The 22,294-nt window shown below is 45.9% G+C and carries 18 protein-coding genes; 13 read left to right on the top strand and 5 right to left on the bottom strand.

Annotation, left to right across the window (positions count from 1 at the left end; all coding sequences use genetic code 11):
- Positions 1–102: 102 nt before the first annotated feature.
- On the bottom strand, positions 103–579 hold the full coding sequence (locus A1359_RS02280) for an SRPBCC family protein (RefSeq protein WP_066977411.1): 477 nt from the start codon (positions 577–579) through the stop codon (positions 103–105).
- Positions 580–728: 149 nt separating this feature from the next.
- Between A1359_RS02280 and A1359_RS02285 the strand changes: the two genes are divergently transcribed.
- Genes A1359_RS02285 through A1359_RS02305 form a run of 5 tightly spaced genes read left to right on the top strand, consistent with a single transcriptional unit; the run spans position 729 to position 6,401 of the window.
- Entirely contained in the window at positions 729–1,346 is a 618-nt protein-coding gene (locus A1359_RS02285; protein ID WP_066977414.1) for an SOUL family heme-binding protein, read from the top strand.
- 10 nt (positions 1,347–1,356) lie between these two features.
- Entirely contained in the window at positions 1,357–1,719 is a 363-nt protein-coding gene (locus A1359_RS02290) for a sirohydrochlorin chelatase (protein ID WP_066977416.1), read from the top strand.
- A 56-nt stretch (positions 1,720–1,775) separates the two neighbouring features.
- Complete coding sequence (locus A1359_RS02295; RefSeq protein ID WP_066977419.1) at positions 1,776–3,311, top strand: phytoene desaturase family protein; 1,536 nt, start codon at positions 1,776–1,778, stop codon at positions 3,309–3,311.
- A 1-nt stretch (position 3,312) separates the two neighbouring features.
- Entirely contained in the window at positions 3,313–4,905 is a 1,593-nt protein-coding gene (locus tag A1359_RS02300; RefSeq protein WP_066977422.1) for an aldehyde dehydrogenase family protein, read from the top strand.
- The gene (locus A1359_RS02305) at positions 4,905–6,401 is read left to right on the top strand and encodes a phytoene desaturase family protein (RefSeq protein ID WP_066977425.1); all 1,497 of its coding nucleotides are present in this window, start codon (positions 4,905–4,907) and stop codon (positions 6,399–6,401) included. The genes A1359_RS02300 and A1359_RS02305 overlap by 1 nt, the downstream gene beginning before the upstream one ends.
- Positions 6,402–6,505: 104 nt before the next feature.
- Here A1359_RS02305 and A1359_RS02310 read toward each other — a convergent pair whose 3' ends face one another.
- Both A1359_RS02310 and A1359_RS02315 read right to left on the bottom strand, forming a co-directional pair.
- Positions 6,506–9,874, bottom strand: coding sequence for an EAL domain-containing protein (locus A1359_RS02310; RefSeq protein ID WP_232322081.1), 3,369 nt, complete (start codon positions 9,872–9,874; stop codon positions 6,506–6,508).
- A 390-nt stretch (positions 9,875–10,264) separates the two neighbouring features.
- Positions 10,265–13,132 (bottom strand): cation-transporting P-type ATPase, encoded by a 2,868-nt coding sequence (locus tag A1359_RS02315; RefSeq protein WP_232322082.1) that lies wholly within the window; start codon positions 13,130–13,132, stop codon positions 10,265–10,267.
- A gap of 219 nt (positions 13,133–13,351) precedes the next feature.
- Here A1359_RS02315 and A1359_RS02320 point away from each other — a divergent pair, with 219 nt between their 5' ends.
- The 6 genes from A1359_RS02320 to A1359_RS02345 all read left to right on the top strand — a co-directional run bounded on the left by A1359_RS02320 (position 13,352) and on the right by A1359_RS02345 (position 19,120).
- Positions 13,352–13,564, top strand: a complete 213-nt coding sequence (locus A1359_RS02320; protein WP_066977430.1) for a DUF502 domain-containing protein — start codon at positions 13,352–13,354, stop codon at positions 13,562–13,564.
- Positions 13,565–13,720: 156 nt separating this feature from the next.
- On the top strand, positions 13,721–14,014 hold the full coding sequence (locus A1359_RS02325) for a hypothetical protein (protein ID WP_232322083.1): 294 nt from the start codon (positions 13,721–13,723) through the stop codon (positions 14,012–14,014).
- Positions 14,015–14,604: 590 nt separating this feature from the next.
- Positions 14,605–15,051 (top strand): hypothetical protein, encoded by a 447-nt coding sequence (locus A1359_RS02330; RefSeq protein WP_066977435.1) that lies wholly within the window; start codon positions 14,605–14,607, stop codon positions 15,049–15,051.
- 19 nt (positions 15,052–15,070) lie between these two features.
- On the top strand, positions 15,071–17,449 hold the full coding sequence (locus A1359_RS02335; protein WP_083960452.1) for a SulP family inorganic anion transporter: 2,379 nt from the start codon (positions 15,071–15,073) through the stop codon (positions 17,447–17,449).
- Between the two features lie 142 nt (positions 17,450–17,591).
- The gene (locus A1359_RS02340) at positions 17,592–18,233 is read left to right on the top strand and encodes a carbonic anhydrase family protein (RefSeq protein WP_066977438.1); all 642 of its coding nucleotides are present in this window, start codon (positions 17,592–17,594) and stop codon (positions 18,231–18,233) included.
- 197 nt (positions 18,234–18,430) lie between these two features.
- The gene (locus A1359_RS02345) at positions 18,431–19,120 is read left to right on the top strand and encodes a response regulator (RefSeq protein ID WP_066977441.1); all 690 of its coding nucleotides are present in this window, start codon (positions 18,431–18,433) and stop codon (positions 19,118–19,120) included.
- Between the two features lie 58 nt (positions 19,121–19,178).
- Here the strand turns inward: A1359_RS02345 and A1359_RS02350 are convergent, their stop codons facing one another.
- Positions 19,179–19,613, bottom strand: coding sequence for a hypothetical protein (locus A1359_RS02350; RefSeq protein ID WP_157200439.1), 435 nt, complete (start codon positions 19,611–19,613; stop codon positions 19,179–19,181).
- Between the two features lie 143 nt (positions 19,614–19,756).
- Between A1359_RS02350 and A1359_RS02355 the strand changes: the two genes are divergently transcribed.
- Together A1359_RS02355 and A1359_RS02360 are read left to right on the top strand one after the other, a co-directional pair.
- A complete protein-coding gene (locus A1359_RS02355; protein WP_066977446.1) occupies positions 19,757–20,428 on the top strand; it encodes a response regulator in 672 nt (223 codons plus the stop codon).
- Positions 20,421–21,797, top strand: coding sequence for a sensor histidine kinase (locus A1359_RS02360; protein ID WP_066977447.1), 1,377 nt, complete (start codon positions 20,421–20,423; stop codon positions 21,795–21,797). Before A1359_RS02355 ends, A1359_RS02360 begins: the two co-directional genes overlap by 8 nt.
- Positions 21,798–22,025: 228 nt before the next feature.
- On the opposite strand, the gene A1359_RS02365 is transcribed toward A1359_RS02360, so the two are convergent.
- The coding region (locus A1359_RS02365) for a transposase (protein ID WP_198159246.1) at positions 22,026–22,294 on the bottom strand (269 nt) is incomplete at its 5' end.

The following is a 22,294-nucleotide window of genomic DNA, read 5'->3' on the forward strand; positions in this document are numbered from 1 at the left end:
TGGCAGTGACGCAAAGCATGGGAACCATAAGCGGAAATTAATTCATGCGCGTTCAGAATCGGAATTGGTTGGAGGCAGCAGAAGTTTTTGAAGTAGCGAATATCAAAGACATTCAGTTGAGCTTAACCCCCAGTTTGTCTGTAAATAATCCTGCCGAACATCGAAAATACCTTTTAACTTGTTTTCAATAACCAGGGTATGTAATAAATCACCTAGCCAACTCCAGCGCATGCTGTAAAACACAATGTCCTCCAATATGACTGTTTCACCATTTTGGGTAAAACTGACTTCATGACTCCAAAAATGGAAAGGCCCAACCCGTTGTTGATAAATAAAGCGTTTAGGCTTTTCACAGTGACTGACTTCCGATAGCCAGGCCATGGGAATGCCGAACACCGCTTTCATGCGATAGCTAATCATCAATCCAGCATAGATGTCATCCGGTACGGGCGATGTGATGTCTACGTTGAAAAAACTGGGCGTAATCTGATTTAAATTATGCGGTGATGAAAAAAACTGCCAAGCCTGTTCGGGATGCATTTGCAGCGCTTGCCGCCTGTAAAGTCTATGAATTTTCATGATCCTGCTATCCTGCCAATGGCTTTAAATATTTTTCAGATCAATTTACCGCAAAAATAAAATTTTGCGGTAAATTGGCATGTTCAAATACAAACAGTGGCATATCAATTGAAGATTTTACCCATTCAAACCCCGCAGGATATTGGTTGATGAGCAATCCGATATCTCGTCTATTCAGTTTACTAGGAGCAAGTTTTAGCGTAATGGGTATTAGAAGCAGTAAAGAAGCAGGCTATCGGGTACTGTCTGATGATGGCAATATGCAAATTCGTCTATACCAGCCGATGTTGGTTGCCGAAACTGAAATTGAAGCTGACTATAGTCAAGCAGGCAAAATCGGTTTCAACCGCTTGGCAGGCTATATTTTTGGCGGAAATGAGCAAAAACAAGAAATAGCCATGACCACGCCGGTTTTTCGAACAGCTGTTGGGCCTATTGAAACCTTGTCTACAACTATTCAAAGTACATCCGAAACTAACCAGTGGTTAATGTCATTTGTTATGCCGGCTAAGTTTGCTTTAACCACATTGCCCCAACCATCCGATCCGCTTGTCATGCTCAAATCCATTCCTGCTAAAAAAGTGGCGACACTGCGCTATTCAGGCAGCTTGAATCAGGCGCGAATTGCCGAATACAGTCAAATTCTAATTGCATGGCTTGATGAACGAGACATCAAGCGCTTATCAAGCCCAAGATCAGCCGCTTACGATCCTCCTTGGACCATCCCAAGCTTACGCCGCAACGAAATCCATATCGACATTGAATAAGAGGCAGACATTGACACATTTGCTTGTGCTGGCTCACGGTAGTCGCCGAGAGGCCTCAAATAATGAGATCAGCGAATTAGTCGCTAGATTGCGCTATAGCTGTAAGCTGTTTGCTGGCATTGACTATGCCTTTCTGGAAATAGCTAAGCCGTTTATCCATGAAGCTCAACAAATCGCACAGGGCGCTGTTGATATTGTGGTATTGGCTTATTTCCTTTCCGCTGGTCGACATGTGGTGACCGATATTCCCGAGCAAGTTGAACAAGTGAGTGTTGAGATTCCAAATATCAAAAATAAAATTGCACATTACTTAGGTGCATCCGAAAAAATTGACGCTTTGTTGATACATCAAGCTTTTACCGCCTATCATTGAGCGGGTGACAGTTCTTAATTCATTGGCAAATTAACCAATCTATCATCTAAATTTATATGAGCGAATCTAAACATATCATCATTGTCGGGGCTGGACCGGGTGGCTTATGCGCAGGCATGTTGCTGAGCAATCGTGGCTTTAAAGTGACGATTTACGATAAAAACCCAGAAGTCGGTGGTCGCAACCGGGCATTACATTTGGATGGTTTTTGTTTCGATACCGGGCCGACGTTTTTGTTAATGAAAGGCGTGTTGGATGAAATGTTTGAGCTGTGTGGGCGATGTAGCGAGGATTATCTTGAGTTTATGTCGCTAAACCCTATGTATGATTTGGTTTACGATGACAAGACATTGTCCGTTTTTTCCGATCAAGAAAATATGCGGGCTGAGTTGGCGCGCGTATTTGACGAAGGTACAGATGGATATGATCGCTTTATGGACAATGAGCGTAGCCGCTTTAACCGTCTTTATCCCTGTATAACCCGAGATTATTCATCCATTAAATCCTTTTTTTCGCTGGATTTGATCAAAGCCATACCTTGGCTGGCGTTTCCGAAAAGTATCTTCAAAAATCTAGGCCAATATTTTCAACAGGAAAAAATGCGGCTAGCGTTTTGCTTTCAATCCAAATATCTGGGCATGTCACCCTGGGATTGTCCCGCTTTATTCACCATGTTGCCTTATCTGGAGCATGATTACGGTATCTATCATGTAAAAGGTGGTCTAAATCGCATCGCAGCAGCAATGGCCAAAGTCATTCAGGAAGCAGGTGGAGAAATACACCTGGGCGAGGAAATCCAGTCGTTAATCATTGAGCAGGGCGTTGTCAAAGGTGTAAAGCTGCAAAATGGCGAAGAAGTGTTCGGGGATGAGGTGATAGTTAACGCTGATTTTGCTCACGCAATGACGCACTTGGTTGAACCGGGAATTTTGCAAAAATACGCACCTAGTCAACTGGAGAAACGTGAATATTCCTGCTCGACGTTCATGCTTTATTTGGGGTTAAATCAGGTTTACGACCTGCCGCATCACACGATAGTATTTGCCAAGGACTATCACACCAATATCGGCAATATCTTTAATAAAAAAATCCTGTCTGCAGACTTTTCGTTTTATGTGCAAAATGCCACTGTTACCGATACCAGTCTGGCGCCTACGGGTAAGTCGGCACTTTATGTGCTGGTGCCTATGCCAAACAATGACAGTGGTATCGATTGGCAGGCGCATTGCCAGAATGTCCGTGAACAGGTGCTGGACACACTAGCTGCACGCTTGGGTTTAAGCGACATTCGCAACCATATCGAATCTGAAAAAATCATTACGCCGCAAACCTGGGAAACCGAGGAAAATGTCTATAAAGGTGCGACATTCAGCCTTTCGCATAAATTTAGCCAAATGCTGTATTGGCGCCCACACAATCGGTTTGAGGAATTGGATAATTGCTATCTAGTCGGCGGGGGCACCCATCCGGGCAGTGGCTTGCCGACTATCTATGAATCAGCCCGCATTTCCGCCAATCTGATTTGTAAAAAATACCGGGTGGCCTACAAGGATATCAAGCAAAGCGCCTGGCTAAAAAAAACTAAAGCCTAACATGACGATAATCCAGACAGTTTCACCAATCGACGGCAAAGTACTAGGCGATTTTGAGATCAGCGATGCGCAATCCATCGCAGATAAAATGGCCGCCGGGCGCTTGGCAGCCGATAGTTGGAGCAAAATACCGATAAAAGCTCGCTCGAAAAGCTTGTTGCCATTCAGTCAGTTATTAATGGATAACTTAGATAGCATTTGCCAGCTAATAGGGCTTTGTACTGGCAAAGTTCATACTGAAGCCCTGCTGGGGGAAATCTACCCTTTACTCGATCTATTGAATTACTACCAAAAACATGCCGGGCAAATTTTGCGTTACCAGGGTGTGCCGACTTCGCCATTTGCTTTTCCTGGCGCAACCGCAGGCATAGAGCGCCGCCCGTATGGGGTGGTCGCAGTGATTTCGCCCTGGAATTATCCCTTTCAGCTCTCTGTGGCGCCGATACTGACAGCGCTGTTTGCCGGGAATGCTGTAATCTTGAAAGTATCGGAATTATGTCTGCCGGTTGGCCAACTAATTGTTGATTTATTTGCCAAGCTGGATTTACCCAGCGGCTTGGTGCAGTGCGTTGTCGGAGATAAAGAGACTGGCGAGCAATTGATAGACGCCGGACCTGATCTGATATTTTTTACCGGTGGTCTGCATTCCGGTCGCGCAGTGATGCAACGTGCCGCTCGCCATCCGGTTCCGGTGATACTGGAACTGGGCGGTAAAGATCCGATGCTGGTATTTGCTGATGCACAACTGGATAGGGCCTGTGCAGCTGCGCTGTATGGTGCGTTTTGCAATAGTGGTCAGGTGTGTGTGTCGGTGGAGCGTTTATATGTACAGCAACCGTGTTTCGATCAGTTTTTGGGTATGTTGTTGGCAGGCGTTGCCCAGCTCAAGGTCGGCAATGATCCTTATGGCGACTTGGGGGCGATGACTTCTACTGCTCAGATTGAAGTGGTACAAGCGCATTACCAGGATGCCATAGCCAAAGGCGCTCAAGCCTCAGGGCCGCTGGAAAGACAAGGTAATTTTATCAAGCCTGTGGTGTTATGGAATGTAGATCACGATATGCGAGTGATGCGCGAAGAAAGCTTTGGCCCATTGTTGCCAGTGATGACTTTTAGCGATGATGCCGAAGTCTTGCGACTGGCTAACGATAGTGAGTTTGGGCTTAACGCCAGCATCTGGAGCTGCGATATCGAGCAGGCAACACGGGTCGCCTCACAATTGAATGTTGGCAGTTGGGCGATCAATGATGTGATCAAAAACATAGGCCATCCGGGGCTGCCATTTGGTGGTGTCAAACAGAGTGGTTTTGGCCGTTATCATGGTGCAGAGGGATTGCGTAACTTTACTTACCCGGTGTCCGGTTTAACCAATCGCAGCCATTTGCCTAAAGAGCCAAACTGGTTTCCTTACAGTGAAAAAGGCTATCAAAACTTTAAAGGTTATATGGATTTTGTATATGGCGCCGGCTCATTCATACAACGCTTCAAGCGTAACCGACTGGCGCTTGAGGCTTTTCGCGAGTACTCCGCTTTCGATTTGGCACAACGCTGGCAAAACCTGAAATTAATGCTTACTTGGAAACGGGATTTCTAATGACTCCTAACAATAAAAATACCCGTATCGTAGTGATCGGTGCCGGACTCGGCGGTTTATCAGCGGCTATTTCCCTGGCTTCTGAAGGCTTCAGCGTCCATTTACTGGAAAAAAATGACAAGGTGGGCGGTAAGTTAAATATTCTCACAAAAGATGGCTTTAGCTTCGATCTCGGTCCATCGATATTAACTATGCCGCATATCTTTGCAGACTTATTCAGCCGTGCTGGCAAAGACATGGCCGATTATGTGCAGATAGAAAAAGTCGAGCCGCACTGGCGCAACTTTTTTGAAGACGGCACCACTATCGACTTAATGGAAGATGTCAACGCCCAGCGCCGCGAACTGGATAAATTGGGGCCAAACGTAGCCGATGAATTCACGCGCTTCATGGCTTATTCAAAAAAATTGTGTAGCGAAACCGAAGCAGGTTACTTCGCCAAAGGTCTGGACGGCTTTTGGGACTTGTTGCGCTACTACGGGCCACTCCGCAGTCTGATGAGTTTCGACGTGTTCAGAAGCATGGATCAAGGTGTCCGCCGCTACATTTCCGATCCCAAGCTAATCGACATCCTGAATTATTTCATCAAATATGTAGGTTCATCGCCTTATGACGCACCGGCTTTGATGAATTTGTTGCCTCATATTCAATATGAATACGGTCTGTGGTATGTCAAAGGCGGTATGTATGGTCTTGCACAAGCAATGGAACGATTGGCGCTCGAATTAGGTGTACAAATTCATTTAAATACAGAAGTCGAAGAAATTCAAACGCAAGATGGGCGAGCGAATGCTATTCGGTTACAGAATGGCGAAATATTGCAGACGGACATTGTGGTTTCCAATATGGAAGTCATCCCCGCCATGCAAAAGCTATTGCATAGTTCAAACAGCGAGCTGAAAAAAATGCAACGCTTTCAACCCAGTTGCTCCGGTCTGGTGCTGCATCTTGGTGTTGATCGCATCTATCCGCAATTAGCGCATCACAATTTCTTTTATTCAGCCCAATCGCGGCAGCATTTTGATGCGGTGTTTCATAGTGGACGCCTATCCGACGACCCCACCATTTATTTGGTCGCGCCGGTTAAATCCGATGCAGGCATAGCGCCAGATGGTTGTGAAATCATTAAAATTCTGCCGCATATTCCGCATCTCAATCCGGACAAACCGCTGAGTCCGGAGGACTATCTGGCGTTGCGCGAAAGAGTGCTGATCAAGCTGGAACGTATGGGGCTGACAGACTTGCGCAAACACATCGTCACCGAAGAATACTGGACGCCGCACGATATTCAAGCCCGTTACTATTCCAACCAAGGCTCGATTTACGGCGTGGTTGCCGATCGCTATAAAAATCTAGGCTTTAAAGCGCCACAGCGGAGCCAGCAATTTAAAAATGTGTATTTTGTCGGTGGCAGTGTCAATCCGGGTGGCGGCATGCCGATGGTGACACTTTCCGGGCAATTGGTCAGGGATAAAATTTTAGCGGATTTGGCTTAATTGCAATGGGTAAGCTTGTCTCGGCTATCGGTTTTTGCCGAGAGGCTTATTCTTCGAATGCATAAGAACTGATCTGATGCAGGGCTTTATAGTGATACGAAGATTCAGTCTAATCGGCTTGGGTGAAAATTCTTTTGATCAAGCCCGTTTTCTCTAAACGAGGTGATATAGATATAGCTGGTTCGAGGATCCTGTGCTATTTCTTGCAGGCTGAATTGATGTTCAGGTTGGCTTAGAAATTCGATATTGACACTTGGCTGATTGACTTCGCGGAAGCCCATGCTCCACTCAGGAAACATCCTCTGATATGCAGTGCCTTGTAAGATGGTCTTAAGGTTGTAATGGCGAGTATCTTTTTCGATGTGTGCCACTAAGTTGAGAACCTCTTCTCGGCTGCCTTCCAGATATTGCATAAAACAGTCATCCTGATGTAACAGGCAGCCTGTGATGCCTCTTCTACTGTTTGACTGGCGAGTTTGCTGCAAAAGTGCCGGAATATGTTGTTTAGCCAATTCTTCTGTGGGCTGACTGGTATAAACGATGAAAAAAAATGGCGGTTCTTGGATTTGTTTGCTGGCTTTTATGTCTTGATCGACGGCGTCGATAAAATTCTTTTCTGTCAATGGCCGATAAAAATAATAGCCTTGTATGTAATCGCAGCCAAAGTTACGCAGTTCTAATAATTGAGCCGAATTTTCCACGCCTTCTGCGACCATTTTTAAGCCCAGTGCGCGGCCTAAACCAATCACAGCCTTAACGACGGCTCGGCTTTCAGCTTGATTTTCAAGACCATCGACAAAGGCGCGGTCGATTTTCAAAACATTGACCGGTAGTTTGGTCAGCTGGGCTAGCGACGAATAGCCAGTGCCAAAATCATCAATGGCGACTCGAAAACCTAAATCTGCCAAGCTGCACAACATGCGTAGATTGGTATCTATATCCGCCATCAGAGCTGTTTCGGTGATTTCCAGCAAGATACGACTGGGATCGCTGGCGTGGGTCTTGACCAATTCCTGAACTACGCTCAGTAGAGTATTATCGTTTAGTTGCCTGGCAGATACGTTCACAGAAATATACCCCGGTGCTTGCTCGCCCCAGCGTTGGCGCCAGTCCGCTTCGGCGCGACAGGCTTGAGCAAATACCCAGGCTCCAATAGGAATGATGCTACCGGTCATTTCCGCAATCGGAATAAAAATAGCGGGGGAGATGGGGCCCTCAGGCGGTTGCCAACGCAACAGCATTTCTGCGCCGACTATATGTGTACTATGGGTATCAACGATGGGTTGGAAGCAAACCGATAGTTCATCGCGTTCGATAGCCAGACGTAGGCCATTAGAAATGGATAATTTTTGACGAACTTTTTCTTCCAGGCTGGCGCTGAAAAAATGCCAGCCATCTTTACCTTTTTGTTTAACCTCGTACATGGCGGTGTCCGCGGCACGCAATAGATCGTCAGCCGAGTGGGTAGAACCGTGACCTACTGCAATACCAATGCTGCCGCTAAGGTAAATCTGTTGATCGTCAAGTTTGAAGGGGTGGCGTAGAACTTGATTAATGCGTTCTGCCAGGGATGAAATCGATGTCGGTTGTTCCAATTGCTCGCACAAAATAACAAATTCATCACCCGATAAGCGTGCGATGGTATCGCCGGGGCGAACCAGTTCTATCAGACGGTTAGCAATGGTTTTGAGTAAGGCATCGCCGGTTTCATGGCTATAGGTATCATTAACCAGCTTAAAACCATCGAGGTCGACGAATAATAGAGCCAGACTAAGTCCATTGCGGCGACTGCGTTGGAGGGCTTGGCTAAGCCGGTCACTAATCAGATTACGATTGGGCAGACCGGTAAGTTCGTCGTGAGTGGTTTGCCATAACAATTCTTCTTGTTCGCGTTTGCGCCCAGATATATCGCGCATGGTGACCACCAGCATCCAGTGATCGCCGTTACGAAACTTACCGATAGAGGCTTCTAGCGGAAAAAAAGAACCGTCTTTGCGGTAGCCGGTAACTTCGCTGCGTTGCGACATTCGGCGTACGCTATCTTTTCCTTCTACAAAGCCCTGTACCATTCCTACATGTCGCTGGCGTAAATGCGGTGGTAGCAGTAAATGGACAGACATGCCGCACATTTCTTCAGCGGTGTAACCAAATAGGCTGCAGGCGTTGGGATTGGCTTCAAAAATATTACCGGATTCGTCGGTGGCCAATATAGCCATGTCGGCAGTCGACAGGATCTGTTGGGCAGTGTTCAGTTGGCGGAGACTGCTTTCTGCTTTGGCTTTAACTTGTTCCAGCAGAGTGGATGTAGTCTCTGTGCTTTGATGTTTCTGGGGTGTGTGTAAATAGCGCGCGGGGATTTCCGGCGGGTTGTTGCCGAAACGTTCGATAATATCAAAAGTACCATCCTGCTTGCTATGCGCTAAAAAGGTATTGACGCAGGCATGGTGGGTTTGGGCATCCATTTGTACCCAGCCCTGAGGCGCTTGTAGATTGGTATTTTCCAGCGCTGCAACCAATGCTTCAGCGTCTGTACTGCCAGCACGCTCCACGGCATCTGCAAAGGCCCGCACGCAGATATAAGTGGCTTCACTGAAGTTGGTGGCCACACCATTTCCATTTGGCCAGATACCGTTCACGTCGGGCAGCGCGGCTAGATGTTGTAGATAAGCATGGTTTTGCGGTGTATCCAGCGACATAAAATAGCTGTTGCTGCTATAAAAACCTGCGCGTACTTCTGGTAATAATTGTTGGGCCAGGGTTTCGTCGTAATGACCCATAGCCACGGCCATATGTTGTTTGAGGCCCATTTCACAGAAGCGAGTAATCAAGGCAATCTGATCGCTGCCAGCAAAGTAGGGTACAAATACGTCGGCACCGGAACGAGCCACTTGTTGTAATAATTGTTCAATTTCGTCGGGGCTGGCATTAATGGGTAAGTAAGCCTCGCCGACTACATCGCCATCCAGCCGGCCGAGCGCTTGTTTGGCTGCGTCTATAGAGCCACGTGGCCACTCATAATTGCTACCGGCAAAGTACATTTTTAAGCCGTAACGCTGTGCCATAGCCGTGATCATTTTATTGATTTGCTGGTTAGGCAAAGCTGCAAAATGGAAAAAATAACGACCCTGGATGCTGCCCTCGTAAAAGGAAAAGTTAAGATAAGGGATGCGTAATGGTTCGGCAACCTCTGCAGCAATTGCAATCCGCGAATTAGACATTAAGTTGCCTATGATGGCTGCGCATTTATGCTGTGTTACCAGGCGTAAAGCTGCAGGCACTGCGGTCTCGGGTAAGCTGCCGTCATCTTCGATAATCAATTCCAGTGGCCTACCCAAAATGCCACCACGCTGATTGATTTCATGGCAGGCAATTTGAGCTGCTCGAATGATCTCGGGGCCATACATGCTGACCAGTCCGGTCAATGGTGGCATCAGGCCCAGGCGTATACTTTCTGTAAGATTAGGTTTAGACACGGTTATTTACTGGAGCAGTTAAAACGAATGTTATTAATTGCGTCAAATAATACCTCTATTTTTTGATGGTTGTGAATAGTCTCGGTTTTTTGGCTCACCGCGATAGCGTTCGCCATGCCAACGTGCATTGTGTCACTCCATTGCTTTGTTGTGCAAGCCGAGAGCATGAGCAGCATATTTATTTTTAAAACAGAAGTTTCCACACATTACCCGAGCCTGTCAGATTAATGTGATTGATTCGGTCAACATTGCCAAGTTATGCATGAAAAAGACCATGACCGGTTTAAACGTCTACGTCGACATCTTGGTAGGCATCTAAGAAGCCGGGAGGGCGAAGAAGTCTATCAAGCCCTCTCAAGTTCCAAGTCGAACCGGTTTGGCGTTTGCTGATCAAGGTCGGAAAAATTTACGACGCCCCCCTTTTTCAAGTTCCAGTAGTCCGAACACGATTAAACCTATCGCTAAGATTTCAAAACCATGCACAAAATCAACCGGGCGAGTGTCGAAAAAATCTTCCATAAAGGGCGCATACGTGAAAATGAGCTGTAGCGTTATGACGGTGGCTACCGCATAGATGACGGCTTTAGAATTGAACATATGTTGAAAGCTTAGCGAGGAAGCCCTCAGATAACGAACACTGAACAAATAAAACATTTCCATCACGACCAGGGTATTGACCGCATAAGTTCGTGCCTCATCCAAACTCGATCCCTGCTGTTGGCTCCATTCGAAAATACCGAATACACCCAGAGCAAATAAAGCCGATACAAAACAAATTCGCCACACCAGAAAGCCGGAAAGAATCGGTTCGTTTGCTGGACGAGGCGGGCGTTGCATGATATCGGGCGCAGGCGGATCAAAGGCCAATGCCATCGCCAAGGCGACCGAACTGACCATGTTGACCCAAAGAATTTGCAGCGGAGTGATGGGCAGGGTAAAACCAAACAAGATGGCAATGATGATGCTGATGGATTCGCCGCCGTTGACTGGCAACAAAAATACAATCGCTTTTTTCAGGTTTTCGTAGACTGTCCTGCCTTCTTTAACCGCATGAACAATGGTCGCGAAATTGTCGTCAGTAATGACCATTTCAGAGGCTTCTTTGGCTGCTTCCGTACCTTTATGACCCATCGCGATACCGACATCCGCCCGGCGTAGTGCCGGTGCGTCATTGACGCCATCGCCAGTCATCGCCACGATGGCGCCGCCGCTTTGTAAAAGGGTGACCAGCCGCAGCTTGTGTTCCGGGCTGACCCGGGCGAAGACATCGATTTCTTGGACGCGATTAAGTAACGCCTCATCATTCATGGTGTCTAGCATTTTGCCGGTAATGGCCTCTTCGCTGTTGTGCAGATTTAACTGTGCGGCAATGCTGCAGGCGGTAACTTCATGGTCGCCGGTAATCATTTTTACGCGAATACCGGCATCATGACATTCGTTGACAGCAGCAATCGCTTCGCTACGGGGTGGGTCTATCAACCCGAACAGCCCCAGAAAAACCAACCCATCGTCCAGGTCCTCAAAACTGAGCTCGGCTTGATGCGGTTTTGCTGATTTACAGGCCACGCCCAGTACGCGCTGACCTTGTTTGGCCAATTTTTCAATAGCCGCATGCCAGGTATCGGGATTGATGGGCTGGTCGCCAGTCGCGGTTCGCTCTAGTGGGCACATTGCTAGTAGACGTTCCGGGGCGCCTTTGACATGAATCATGGCCTCGCCATGATGATTGTGATGCAAGGTGGCCATAAACTTGTGTTCCGATTCGAAGGGAATCAGATCGCGGCGAGGCCATTCTTTCAGTGCTTCATCAGAATTCAGACCGGCTTTCAGTGCGGCCATCAGCAAGGCTGCTTCCATAGGGTCTCCGTGAATTTTGCAAGCGCCATCAACGAGTTCCAACGTTGAATCGTTGCAATATAACGCCGTTTGCAATATTGCCCGCAGGCTTGAGTCAGTCTTCGGAGCAATGGATTGTCCTGCACATCGAAAATCGCCTGCCGGTTCATAGCCTGTCCCGGTAATATCAATGCACAGCCCTTCTGTGATAATGGATCTGACGGTCATTTCATTACGGGTTAAGGTACCTGTTTTGTCGGAACAGATGATACTGACAGCGCCTAGCGTTTCAACGGCCGGCAGACGCCGGATAATTGCATTCCGGCCTGCCAGACTTTGCACGCCTATGGCCAGTGTCACTGTCAGAATAGCGGGTAGGCCTTCGGGAATGGCTGCAACCGCGAGTCCCACGACCGTCATGAACATGTCGACAATATCGCCGTCGCGCACGCTAATGCCAAAGGCGAATACCAGTCCGGATAAAACGATGACGGCTGCTGTTATCCATCGTGCAAATACAGCCATTTGTAGCAGCAAAGGTGTGGTCAATGTCTGGACCTGGGAAACCATTTGGCTGATGTGGCCGATTTCGGTTTGAACACCTGTGCCGACAACTACACCTTTTCCCTGGCCAAACGTCACTAGCGTGCCTGAATAAGCCAGATTAAACCGGTCGCCAAGCACTGCATCTTCAGCAACTTCTTGTGGCCGTTTTTCGATAGGGACTGATTCGCCGGTTAAGGCAGCCTCTTGTATCTGCAAGTTTTTAACGCTGATTAAGCGTAGATCGGCAGGTACTTTATCACCCGATTGCAACATCACAATATCGCCCGGCACTAGCTCTTCTGCTGGAATGGTTGTTTTCTTTTCGTTCCGCAACACCAGCGCATGAGAAGAAAGCATTTTCTTGATGGCTTGCAAGGCATCTTCGGCTTTTCCTTCTTGTACATAACCGATGACCGAGTTGACGAGTACGACCCCAAGAATAACGAAAGTGTCAGCCCAGTGCTCTAGCATCGCGGTAATCGCTGCGGTTGCTAACAATACGTAAATCAGCAGGTTATGAAATTGGCTGATAAAGCGAATCCATGCACTACGCGATTTTTGTTCGGGTAAACGATTGGGTCCGTGTTGAGTAAAACGCGATTGCGCTTCCTCGTCAATGAGGCCATGATCCGCACTCGTTTTTAATTTAGCCAACACAGCTTCAGCTGTCATTGCATGCCAGACCAAAGGTTCAGCTAAGGATTCTTTTGTTAGCTCAGCTTGCCGTTTGTGTTTATTTTTGATGAACAGCCAAATCAGTCCGATTAAGCAAAAAAGACTGATGATCAACAAGCCAGCAATTAATGCTAATAAATTGTTTGAAATCAATGAGTCAGCAGAATGCAGAATCATGTCCCAGTTGAATTGATCGTTCATGGTGATTTCCTATATTTTATTTCAATGATGCTTGGGATTTAAGTTTTGCCTATTAGTTTTGATTATCCAGATACTCTTAAGTTTAAACAAAAATCAGTTGGGTGAGTTCTATTCTCTTTCATGGGGTGATTTGGAACTCGATATCAGAGGGTAGCGGGTAATTTCGGTGGCATTTCATTAGCAGGAGAATAACCCATTAAGCTTACAATAACCTTACTCTTGAGTTCGATTGAAAATGCTTGGACAATACTGCTTAATATGCCTACTTTGCCGAATCCGACGTCGGTATGCGGGGTGATGGTTGATGAATCCAAAATAGTCGGATTGGTCATGAGTTTTGAGGAGGCGTCGAATTTTGTTATCAGTGTTGGCGTGGATTTTTCCAAATTGGAGGATGTGGCAGCAAAGTTACTCTCTAATAAAACGCAATAAATTATTTATCGCGCTGACACGTGCAAACAACGCTGGAAACATTCAATCAATCCCAGGTTGATTAATATAATAATAAAATATTTTTACTTCTAAAAAAGGGGCGCTATGAAAATGCTTAGTTTTACCTTTATTCTAGGGGCTATTTTTCTTTATTTTATGAATATAGCGATTTTGAAATCAGCCATCCCTAACATGGAGTGGACAATTCATGCCGGTACGCGATTTCTAGTAGGTTTTTTTGTTATGGGCGTAAGCTATTTCTACGTCAAAGCCTTAAGCCTCAAGCAAGCCCTGAAACTAACACTGATTATCGTTATTTTGGACTATTTCTACGACTACTATGTCGAATCTTATCGATTAAACTTTGAAATAATACTGCACGGTATTTATATGTTGGTATGGGGTGCTCTGATGGGCTATCTGACAGGAAGATACATGAAAAATAAGTAATTATGTAATGGAATTCAATATTATTGTTTTTATTGCTGCATTGATTCTTGCAGGATATATTTACCTACGAAAACGCCAGCATTAAACGCTGACGTGAGCCTATTCACAATCAATAGAATCGACGGCCTTTCCGGTCAAAAATAATCTTGATAATCACCGTATACATTTTATTCTAGATGTTCTCGGCTCTGGCAACGATTATCAGCATAGCCCGGTAAGCGCAAATTCAGTTATCACAAATCACTCAAATTTAGACATTCAGCCGCCATGCCCCGTCAGGGCTGGCGGTTATTAGTATCCCTCTAATTTTGCATAAATTTCAAAAAATCAGGCTGGCGGCCAATGCAGCAATTACCGCGCTCGTGCGTTGCCCGATGTCCTGATTATTATCGCTTTATGCACTCTCGCACGCGGTGCCACGCGCTTGCCGAAATTGATATCCATCCCTGCCTCGATCTTTGGCAGAAGGTTTAAAGCCACTTCGTGATATGCCAAGTAAGGTATCTGTAAGTTTCGGGTAATTTTCAAGCAAGGTTTTTGAAAGCTTTGCTGGTTAAGCTTGCGTTCAAAAAAAGCGGGAGATTTTATTCATGAAACGTACCATCTTCATACCCACTGATTTTTCCGAAGCGTCGCTTGGCTTGGTGGCGCATACCTTATTGCTTGCGGGCGACGACGAGATTGAAATTGTATTGACCCACTGTTTTTTTTTGACCGATTCGATTGTCGAGTTGCTTTTTTTCGACAAGGACGAATTATTTAAATCGCTTAAAACCCGGCAATTCAATACGGCTTTCAGGGCGCTTCGTAAAAAGTACTCGCAGGTTAAGGTTGTATTTAGGTGGGAAATTTTTACCGGATTTACTCAGGCGGCTTTCAGAAATTTCGTCTCAGGTAATCGGATTACCGAGGCGATCATACCGCAACCATATTTTCAATTAACCCATGCAATCGGAAATTTTGATCCCACCCCTTATGTGCGCCGCAGTCGACTTCCGGTCGCTGTGGTTTCGCATTATGCCTATTTAATGGCTTAACGAAGTTAAAGGTAACTATATGAGCAGCCTAGTAAAATTAGAATCCTACGACACTAAACCCAAGGAGCCAAGACAAAACGCGGGTTCTCAAATCTGGCAGCGTTTAATCCTGTTTAATACGCTGATCGACAGCCGGTTTGAAGACATAAAGAAACAGACCTGGATAAAAACTACCTATCGGGATATGAGTGCCGGCCTGATCGTAGCGTTAACCGCCATTCCGATGGCGATGGGGTTTTCCATGGCCATGGGGCTGAGGCCTGAGCAAGGAATTATCGCCGGCGCCTTGGGGTGTGTAATCGGCCGCACTTGGGGCGGTTCCAAATATCAAGTTTACGGCCCGACGGCGGCCTTTATCCCGATAATCGGCGGTTTGATCGCCAAATACGGCGAAGCCGGTGGTGGAAGCCTTGCTGAAGCGCACGGCTTTTTAGTGTTTGTTTCCATCATTGCGGGCGTAATCCTGATGTCGATGGGGGTATTTGGACTCGGTAAATACGCCAAACTAGTGCCTAATTCGATTATTGTTGGATTTACCGTCGGTATTGCGGTCGCTATTGCTTTGAGTAACTTCGAGTCGATATTGGGAGTTGAAAGCTATCAGGACTTACTTGGTGAAGACGAGGATATCAAAGGCGGTTTGCTGCATAATCTGACCCTTGCCTACGGCAATATCGACAAGGTTAATTTTTGGTCGGTCGTATTGGGGCTAGGCACGTTTTTTATTACCAAGCTGTTGTTGCGCATTTCAATTTTTATCCCGGCGCCGTTGTTGGCGATTGCGACGAGCACCGTCTTGGCCGCCACCTTGCTGGCTGACAAAGGCGTTATTTTGGTGAAGGATATTTACGGATCCATTCCCAATAACTTTTTTGTATTTACCCCGCCGATACTCCCAGCAATGACTTCCGGCGTCGCGCTAGATATTGCTTATTTTGTATTCGGTATCGTTTTCGTTTCCGCCGTGGAAAGCGTGCTGTGCTCGTCGATGGCCGACCGCATGGCCAATAACCGGGGTACGCCCTTCAATCCGGATAAGGAATTTTGGGGGCAAGGTTTGGTGCAAGTCATTACGCCGATGGTGAACGGTTTCCCGTGCACGGGGGCATTGGCGAGAACGGCTACCAGTATCAAAGCCGGCGCTGTTACCCCTTTAGCGGGCTATTTCAAAGCAATATTCAAATTGTCGTTGGCGTATTACATTGCCAGCTATTTGGAAATGGTGCCCATGGCCTGTATCGGCGGCATCCTGTTGTGGGTGGCTTCCAACATGATCAAGGTGTCCGAAATCAGGGAAGTGATCAGCCACAACCGGTTTCATGCTCTGTTAATGACTTATACGGCAATCATGGTGCCGGTAACCGATTTTCTGACCGGCGTATTGTCCGCCCTGGTGATTTTTTTTGTGGCAGGCCGCTTTTTCGACAAGCCTTTTGCAGGTCGTCGGCCTGCAAAAGCGGCTACCGGCAAGGATTTTGAACAACCGGGCATTGTGTCCAAACCGGGTTACTTCAACCGGGTGGTCATACCCTTGGCATTGACTGAACACGATAACTATCTGCTTCGCTACGCGGCGCAACTGACCAAGTCGGGTATTGTGGGACAGCCGCACTTTGTTTTTGTGGAAACGCAGCAGGCAAGAGCGCATCTGCAACCGGGGATCGATCCTGCCAAACAGATGAAGCAAGTGGTTCAGCAGGCATTTGGCTCGCTGGAAAAAGCCACCTACCAAATCGTAAAAGCACAGAGTCGACTCGATACCTTGGTAGGCTACGTGTTCAAAAATAAGATTGATTTGGTTTTATTAGGTCACCAGGACCATGGCAACGCGCACCATTCTTTGGCTCAACGTCTTGCTATGCTTTGCGGTTGTTCGGTGTGGATGGTGCCGGAAAATTTCGATAGCCGAATTCAACGCATTATTGCGCCCATCGATTTCTCGCCGGTATCGGCGGATAGTCTGACGCAAGCCGCCGCCATCGCCGCCCAATATAAGGTTCCTGAAATTTTAGCGATCCATGTCTATGACGATGAGTCGGTCGTACGCTACGAGGAACACGAACTGATTAAACGCGGAGAGGAGAAAGTACGCTTCGCAGAAATCATGGGAAGTGTCGATACGCATGGCGTGCGGATTAACCCCCTGTTCATGGAAAGCATTAAGGCGGCAGAAGAAATTCTAACCGAAGCCGCAAACTATCAAGCCGACCTAATCGTCATCAGTACCCGCGGGCACAGTAAAGCCGCCAGCATATTGTTGGGCAGCGTGACTTCTTCGGTCATGTCGGATGCAAAAATACCGGTATTGGCCATCAAACATTATGGCGCGCATTTGTCGTTATGGCAGACGCTATTATCCAGTCACTTTTTGAGTAGGGTAGAACCTAAAGTCAATTAACGGAAGAGTTTTAGCTCGACAACAAGTTTCGAAAATACAGTCTGCCCGATCTGGGCAGATTAGCCAATACGCAGATTATAGCGTTTGAGACCTGATGGATGGACTTGGCTATTCATCAGACTCAAACCGACAAGAGGAAAAAATGAAAACCTTAACCAAAGAAATGCAAGCGGCCATAACCCCGGAAATGGCTTTGAATTTATTGCAAGAAGGCAATAAGCGCTTTATCAACAATCTGAAAATAAACCGTAATCTGTTGCAGCAAGCGAATGAAACCTCCGACGGCCAACACCCGTTTGCAGTTGTTTTAAGCTGTATCGATTCCCGCACCTCGGTCGAGCTTATTTTCGACCAGGGTCTGGGCGATGTGTTCAGTATTCGAATTGCCGGCAATATCATCAACGAAGATATTCTTGGCAGCATGGAATTTGCCTGTAAAGTGGCTGGATCGAAATTTATTGTGGTTTTAGGTCACAGTAAATGCGGCGCGATAAAAGGAGCTTGCGATCATGTGGAAATGGGCAATCTGACCGATCTGTTAAGCAAAATACAGCCGGCGGTTTATGATGAAAAAACCGAAACCGAAAACCGCAATTCAAGCAACAGTGAATTTGTAGAAAAAGTCGCTGTCATTAATGTTAAAAGAACAGTCAATGCCATTATGCAACGTAGCCCAATTTTAAGAGAAATGATTGAGCTCGGTGAGATTGGCATAATTGGCGCTAATCATGATATCGCAACGGGAGAAGTTGTTTTTTATGAGAATACTTTAATCATAAACTGAAGCTTTCCGAATAACCCGCGTTGCAGTGCTGTGAGTGAATAAACGGGGTGGTAGATGTTTATTTTATGATGTGCATCCTTGGTATGGCGGGCGTTAAATAAGATTATCACGGTAATTATACGTTCTAAAGAATTCTCAAAAATTACGGCAGAACAGCAGTAGACACCTTTGATGGCAAATAATAACGTAAATAGTCTATGAATATATTACTGGTAGAAGATGATCCTGTTTTGGTAGATGGGCTACATTATTCTTTGAGTAAGTCGGGTTATGACGTAACGCCCGCAACAACCGGTCGCTATGCAGAAGCGCTCATGTTTGCCAAGGATTTCGACATGATTATTCTGGATTTGGGTTTGCCGGATATGGATGGTTCGCATTTTCTTGCGAAATTGAGGTTGCGAAAAAACCCGGTTCCCGTATTGATTCTCACCGCTAAGGATGCTATCAACGATAAGGTTGAGTGCCTGAAAAAAGGCGCGGACGATTACATGGTTAAGCCTTTTGATCTTAATGAGTTGGAGAATCGCATCCATGCCTTAATCCGGAGAACCTACGGTAATTTTAGTAAAGATATTGTGTGCGGCAGGTTAACTCTCGATACCCGCGAGCATAGAGTATTCGTGGATGGTAACGTTTTAATATTATTTCCAAGAGAATATGCCCTACTGGAATTTTTTTTATTGAATCGTGGGAGAGTGGTCAGTAAAGATAAAATAGCCCAACGTTTATTTAGTGATGATGTGATTAGCGATAACACCATTGAGGTTAGCGTTCATCGGTTGCGGAAACGATTAACTCCTTATGCTGTTAATATCATTACATTGAGAGGCTTGGGTTATATGATAGAAGACAAGTCAATATCAAATAAAATTGGCAATGGATAATTAGTTAAAATTATTACAATAGTTTTTTAAGTAAACGTATGTTTCATATACAGGCTTACTAACTTAACGAAACAAACAGCATCGCAGAAATCCCCGCTATTACTTCAGAGCATAATTTTATTTTTAATAGTAATGTTTGCTGGCGCCAAAAATCAATAGCTTGCATTTTTTTATAGTTAAAATAAGCTATTGATTGTTCACGAAACTTGCGACTCCAGGTAGGTACTTTACGTAATATTAAAAAACCCACTGCGATTAAAATACTCGTCATGATATAAAATACAATAATCTGGGTTGCTCTACGGCTAGTATGGAATAGATGTTCAATAATGCTATCCAAACTGCTTTCGCAGAATTCAAACAGGTAATGCGCGATAACAATAAAAACGTGAAATAGCGATGAAATTAAGTCAAAAATCATATCGTAGCCAAATAATAAAAATGTAGCCATGGCTAATATAATCATTGGCTTATGTCTTTTAATTGATGTCATGATTGAATCCAAATTTTATTTTATGTGAATAATTAATAACTAGGCGATCCAGGTCCATCTTTACTAAAAGATCAGATGTAAGTTGATTTGGTTTTTAATTTAAAGCTTAAACCTTACATTTACCTGACAAGACTTAGACAGCTATGAAAATTTTGCTAATAGAAGATGATGCCGTACTGGCGGATGGCTTGAACCATACATTAAGCAACTCGGGGTATCTGGTAACCTCCGCCATGACAGGAGCGCGTGCGAAGCAATTATTGGCTGAGCAAGACTTCGATCTGGTTGTGCTGGATTTGGGCCTGCCAGATACGGATGGTTTGCAGTTGTTGCATGGCATCAGGCAAAAAATGCTACCGCTGCCTGTGCTGATTTTAACGGCCCGAGATAGTCCAAACGATAAAGTCCAAGGCATGGAAAAGGGTGCCGACGACTACCTGACCAAGCCTTTCGAGCTAAAAGAATTGGAAGCGCGTATTCACGCTTTATTTCGACGCTGTTATGGGGGGTTTCAATACGATATTGTTGTCGGTAGATTAGCCTTAAACACCCGTGATAATCAGGTGCTGCTCGATGGTTTGCCTTTGCCTTTGATGCCGCGCGAATATGCTGTCATGGAGTTATTACTGCTAGACGCTGGAAAAGTCGTAAGTAAGAGCCGGTTAGCTCAACGCCTGTCACCGAAAGCGGGCGCATTGCCCGAAAACGCCATTGAAGTTTATATCCATCGAGTTAGAAAGCGCGTGGAAAGCTACGGCATTAGTATCAAAACGATTCGCGGACTCGGTTATTTACTGGAAGCTATTGATGTCTAAAAGAAAAAGTCTAAGAAAAGCTATTCTGCAGCGTTTACTATTTCCGCTGATATTGTTTATTAGTTGCGAAACGATTCTGTCGTATTATGTGACCTTGCATTATGTCAATGAAACCTATGATCGCTGGTTGTTGGACTCTGCTAGTTCGTTAGCCCAGGAAATCAAGATTAGGCATGCAAAAGTCTTAGTTGAATTACCCGATTCCGCCCTGGAGATAGTCAGGTGGGATGAACGTGATAAAACTTTCTTCAAAATTTTCTCCGCGAACAAAGGTTTGCTGGCTGGCGATAGCTTTGTTCCTGAACCAAGCGAATCCAGCGATTTTTCAAAACCGGTTTTTTTCTCGGCCGACATTGATCAGGAACCGGTTAGGGTCGTTGTATTACGCGTACAAAGAGCGGACATAGAGGATACTTTTTATGTTCATGTCGCTGAAACACTAAAAAAACGGCATGACATGATGACCGATATTTTATTAGCGGATCTGATTCCACAGTTATTGATGGTTATTTTTATCACTGGATTTTTGTTAACAGGATTACGCAAAGGTTTACAGCCATTACAAGTGTTGGCTGATGAGATATCAAAACGATCGCCGCATGATCTAAGCCCAATTGCCGATACCAACGTTTTGATCGAGGTCAAGTCATTAACCGATACCATTAACGGCTTGTTAACCCAGTTATCTGCCGCAATAGCGGGCCAGCAAAGGTTTGTCGCCAATGCCGCGCATCAATTGCGTACCCCGCTGGCCGGTTTCTCGCTGCAAGCTGAGCGGGCATTGCGGGAGGAGAATATGGCTGGCGTTAAACCAGCCCTGATACAGATGCGGAAAAGCGCGGAACGCCTGACACATACGGTGAATCAATTATTGGTATTGGCAAGAACGGAACCCGTTGACGGTATCAATGACTTTCAGACCTTGGACTTGTGTGAACTGGTCAGAAATACCTGCATGGAATGGGCATCGAAAGCCTCGGATCGGCATATGGAGCTTGGTTTTGAAAGTTCCGCGGAAACTATAATGATTCAAGGGGATAAAACCTTGCTACGGGAAATGCTGGGGAATTTGTTGGACAATGCCATTTCTTATGGCAATCCTGATGGATGTATCTCTGTCGAATTGAAGCATACTCCTTACCCTACCGTAACAATCGAAGATGATGGCATCGGTATTCCGGAGCATGAAATCGATAAGGTATTTGAACGCTTCTACCGTCTCCCGGGTAGTTCAGGGAACGGTTGCGGTTTGGGGCTGGCAATCGTTAAGGAAATCGCCAGCTTGCATAATATTAAGTTGGAATTAGGCTGCAAAACTCAGTCTTCAGGCACTCGGGTAATTTTAAATTTCCCCCGGCTGTCCGTTTGACTAGGTGTCTTATGAGAAGCAAGCATATATCTAGTCATGCTCGTGAACGCGCGACGCGAGGGTCACCTTATCCGCCGCAGATCGGCTGGTTTCTCGTCTAGCAAGGTCTTTATGTCGTCCCTGATCAAGTATTCAAATTGCTCTTTGCTTGCAATAACCCTATGAAATACTGCAAGAAGCCAGGCAAATATAATGGTTCTCTCATATTTCCCGTGGTAACCCCAATATCTAGTGTTTTGTAAATAAGACTCGCCGCCCCTGAGCGTCGAGCCAAATATGCTGGAACAGCCGACCTAGATTATAAATGCCGTAACAACGGCGCTTAATCACCTTGATTTTGTTGTTGAGTCCTTCTACAAAACCGCTGGTTCCTCGCCGAACAAAGTAGTTGGTGATGTGATCGTGCCAGTTACCCCATGTGACGGCAAAAGTGGCAAAGCAATTCAGACCTAATGCCGTGATGCGCTGCAGCCACTGTATGAAGGCTTGTTCCGCTT

The sequence above is a fragment of the Methylomonas lenta genome, from assembly GCF_001644015.1.
GTDB lineage: Bacteria > Pseudomonadota > Gammaproteobacteria > Methylococcales > Methylomonadaceae > Methylomonas > Methylomonas lenta.

Bases quoted from the DNA above. Each gene is read 5' to 3' on its own strand.
- A1359_RS02340 (WP_066977438.1), top strand. From the start codon at position 17,592: ATGAAAACCTTAACCAAAGAAATGCAAGCGGCCATAACCCCGGAAATG.
- A1359_RS02280 (WP_066977411.1), bottom strand. From the start codon at position 579: ATGAAAATTCATAGACTTTACAGGCGGCAAGCGCTGCAAATGCATCCC.
- A1359_RS02355 (WP_066977446.1), top strand. From the start codon at position 19,757: ATGAAAATTTTGCTAATAGAAGATGATGCCGTACTGGCGGATGGCTTG.
- A1359_RS02295 (WP_066977419.1), top strand. From the start codon at position 1,776: ATGAGCGAATCTAAACATATCATCATTGTCGGGGCTGGACCGGGTGGC.
- A1359_RS02360 (WP_066977447.1), top strand. From the start codon at position 20,421: ATGTCTAAAAGAAAAAGTCTAAGAAAAGCTATTCTGCAGCGTTTACTA.
- A1359_RS02350 (WP_157200439.1), bottom strand. From the start codon at position 19,613: ATGACATCAATTAAAAGACATAAGCCAATGATTATATTAGCCATGGCT.
- A1359_RS02335 (WP_083960452.1), top strand. From the start codon at position 15,071: ATGAGCAGCCTAGTAAAATTAGAATCCTACGACACTAAACCCAAGGAG.
- A1359_RS02305 (WP_066977425.1), top strand. From the start codon at position 4,905: ATGACTCCTAACAATAAAAATACCCGTATCGTAGTGATCGGTGCCGGA.
- A1359_RS02345 (WP_066977441.1), top strand. From the start codon at position 18,431: ATGAATATATTACTGGTAGAAGATGATCCTGTTTTGGTAGATGGGCTA.
- A1359_RS02325 (WP_232322083.1), top strand. From the start codon at position 13,721: ATGAATATAGCGATTTTGAAATCAGCCATCCCTAACATGGAGTGGACA.
- A1359_RS02315 (WP_232322082.1), bottom strand. From the start codon at position 13,132: ATGAACGATCAATTCAACTGGGACATGATTCTGCATTCTGCTGACTCA.
- A1359_RS02285 (WP_066977414.1), top strand. From the start codon at position 729: ATGAGCAATCCGATATCTCGTCTATTCAGTTTACTAGGAGCAAGTTTT.
- A1359_RS02300 (WP_066977422.1), top strand. From the start codon at position 3,313: ATGACGATAATCCAGACAGTTTCACCAATCGACGGCAAAGTACTAGGC.
- A1359_RS02330 (WP_066977435.1), top strand. From the start codon at position 14,605: ATGAAACGTACCATCTTCATACCCACTGATTTTTCCGAAGCGTCGCTT.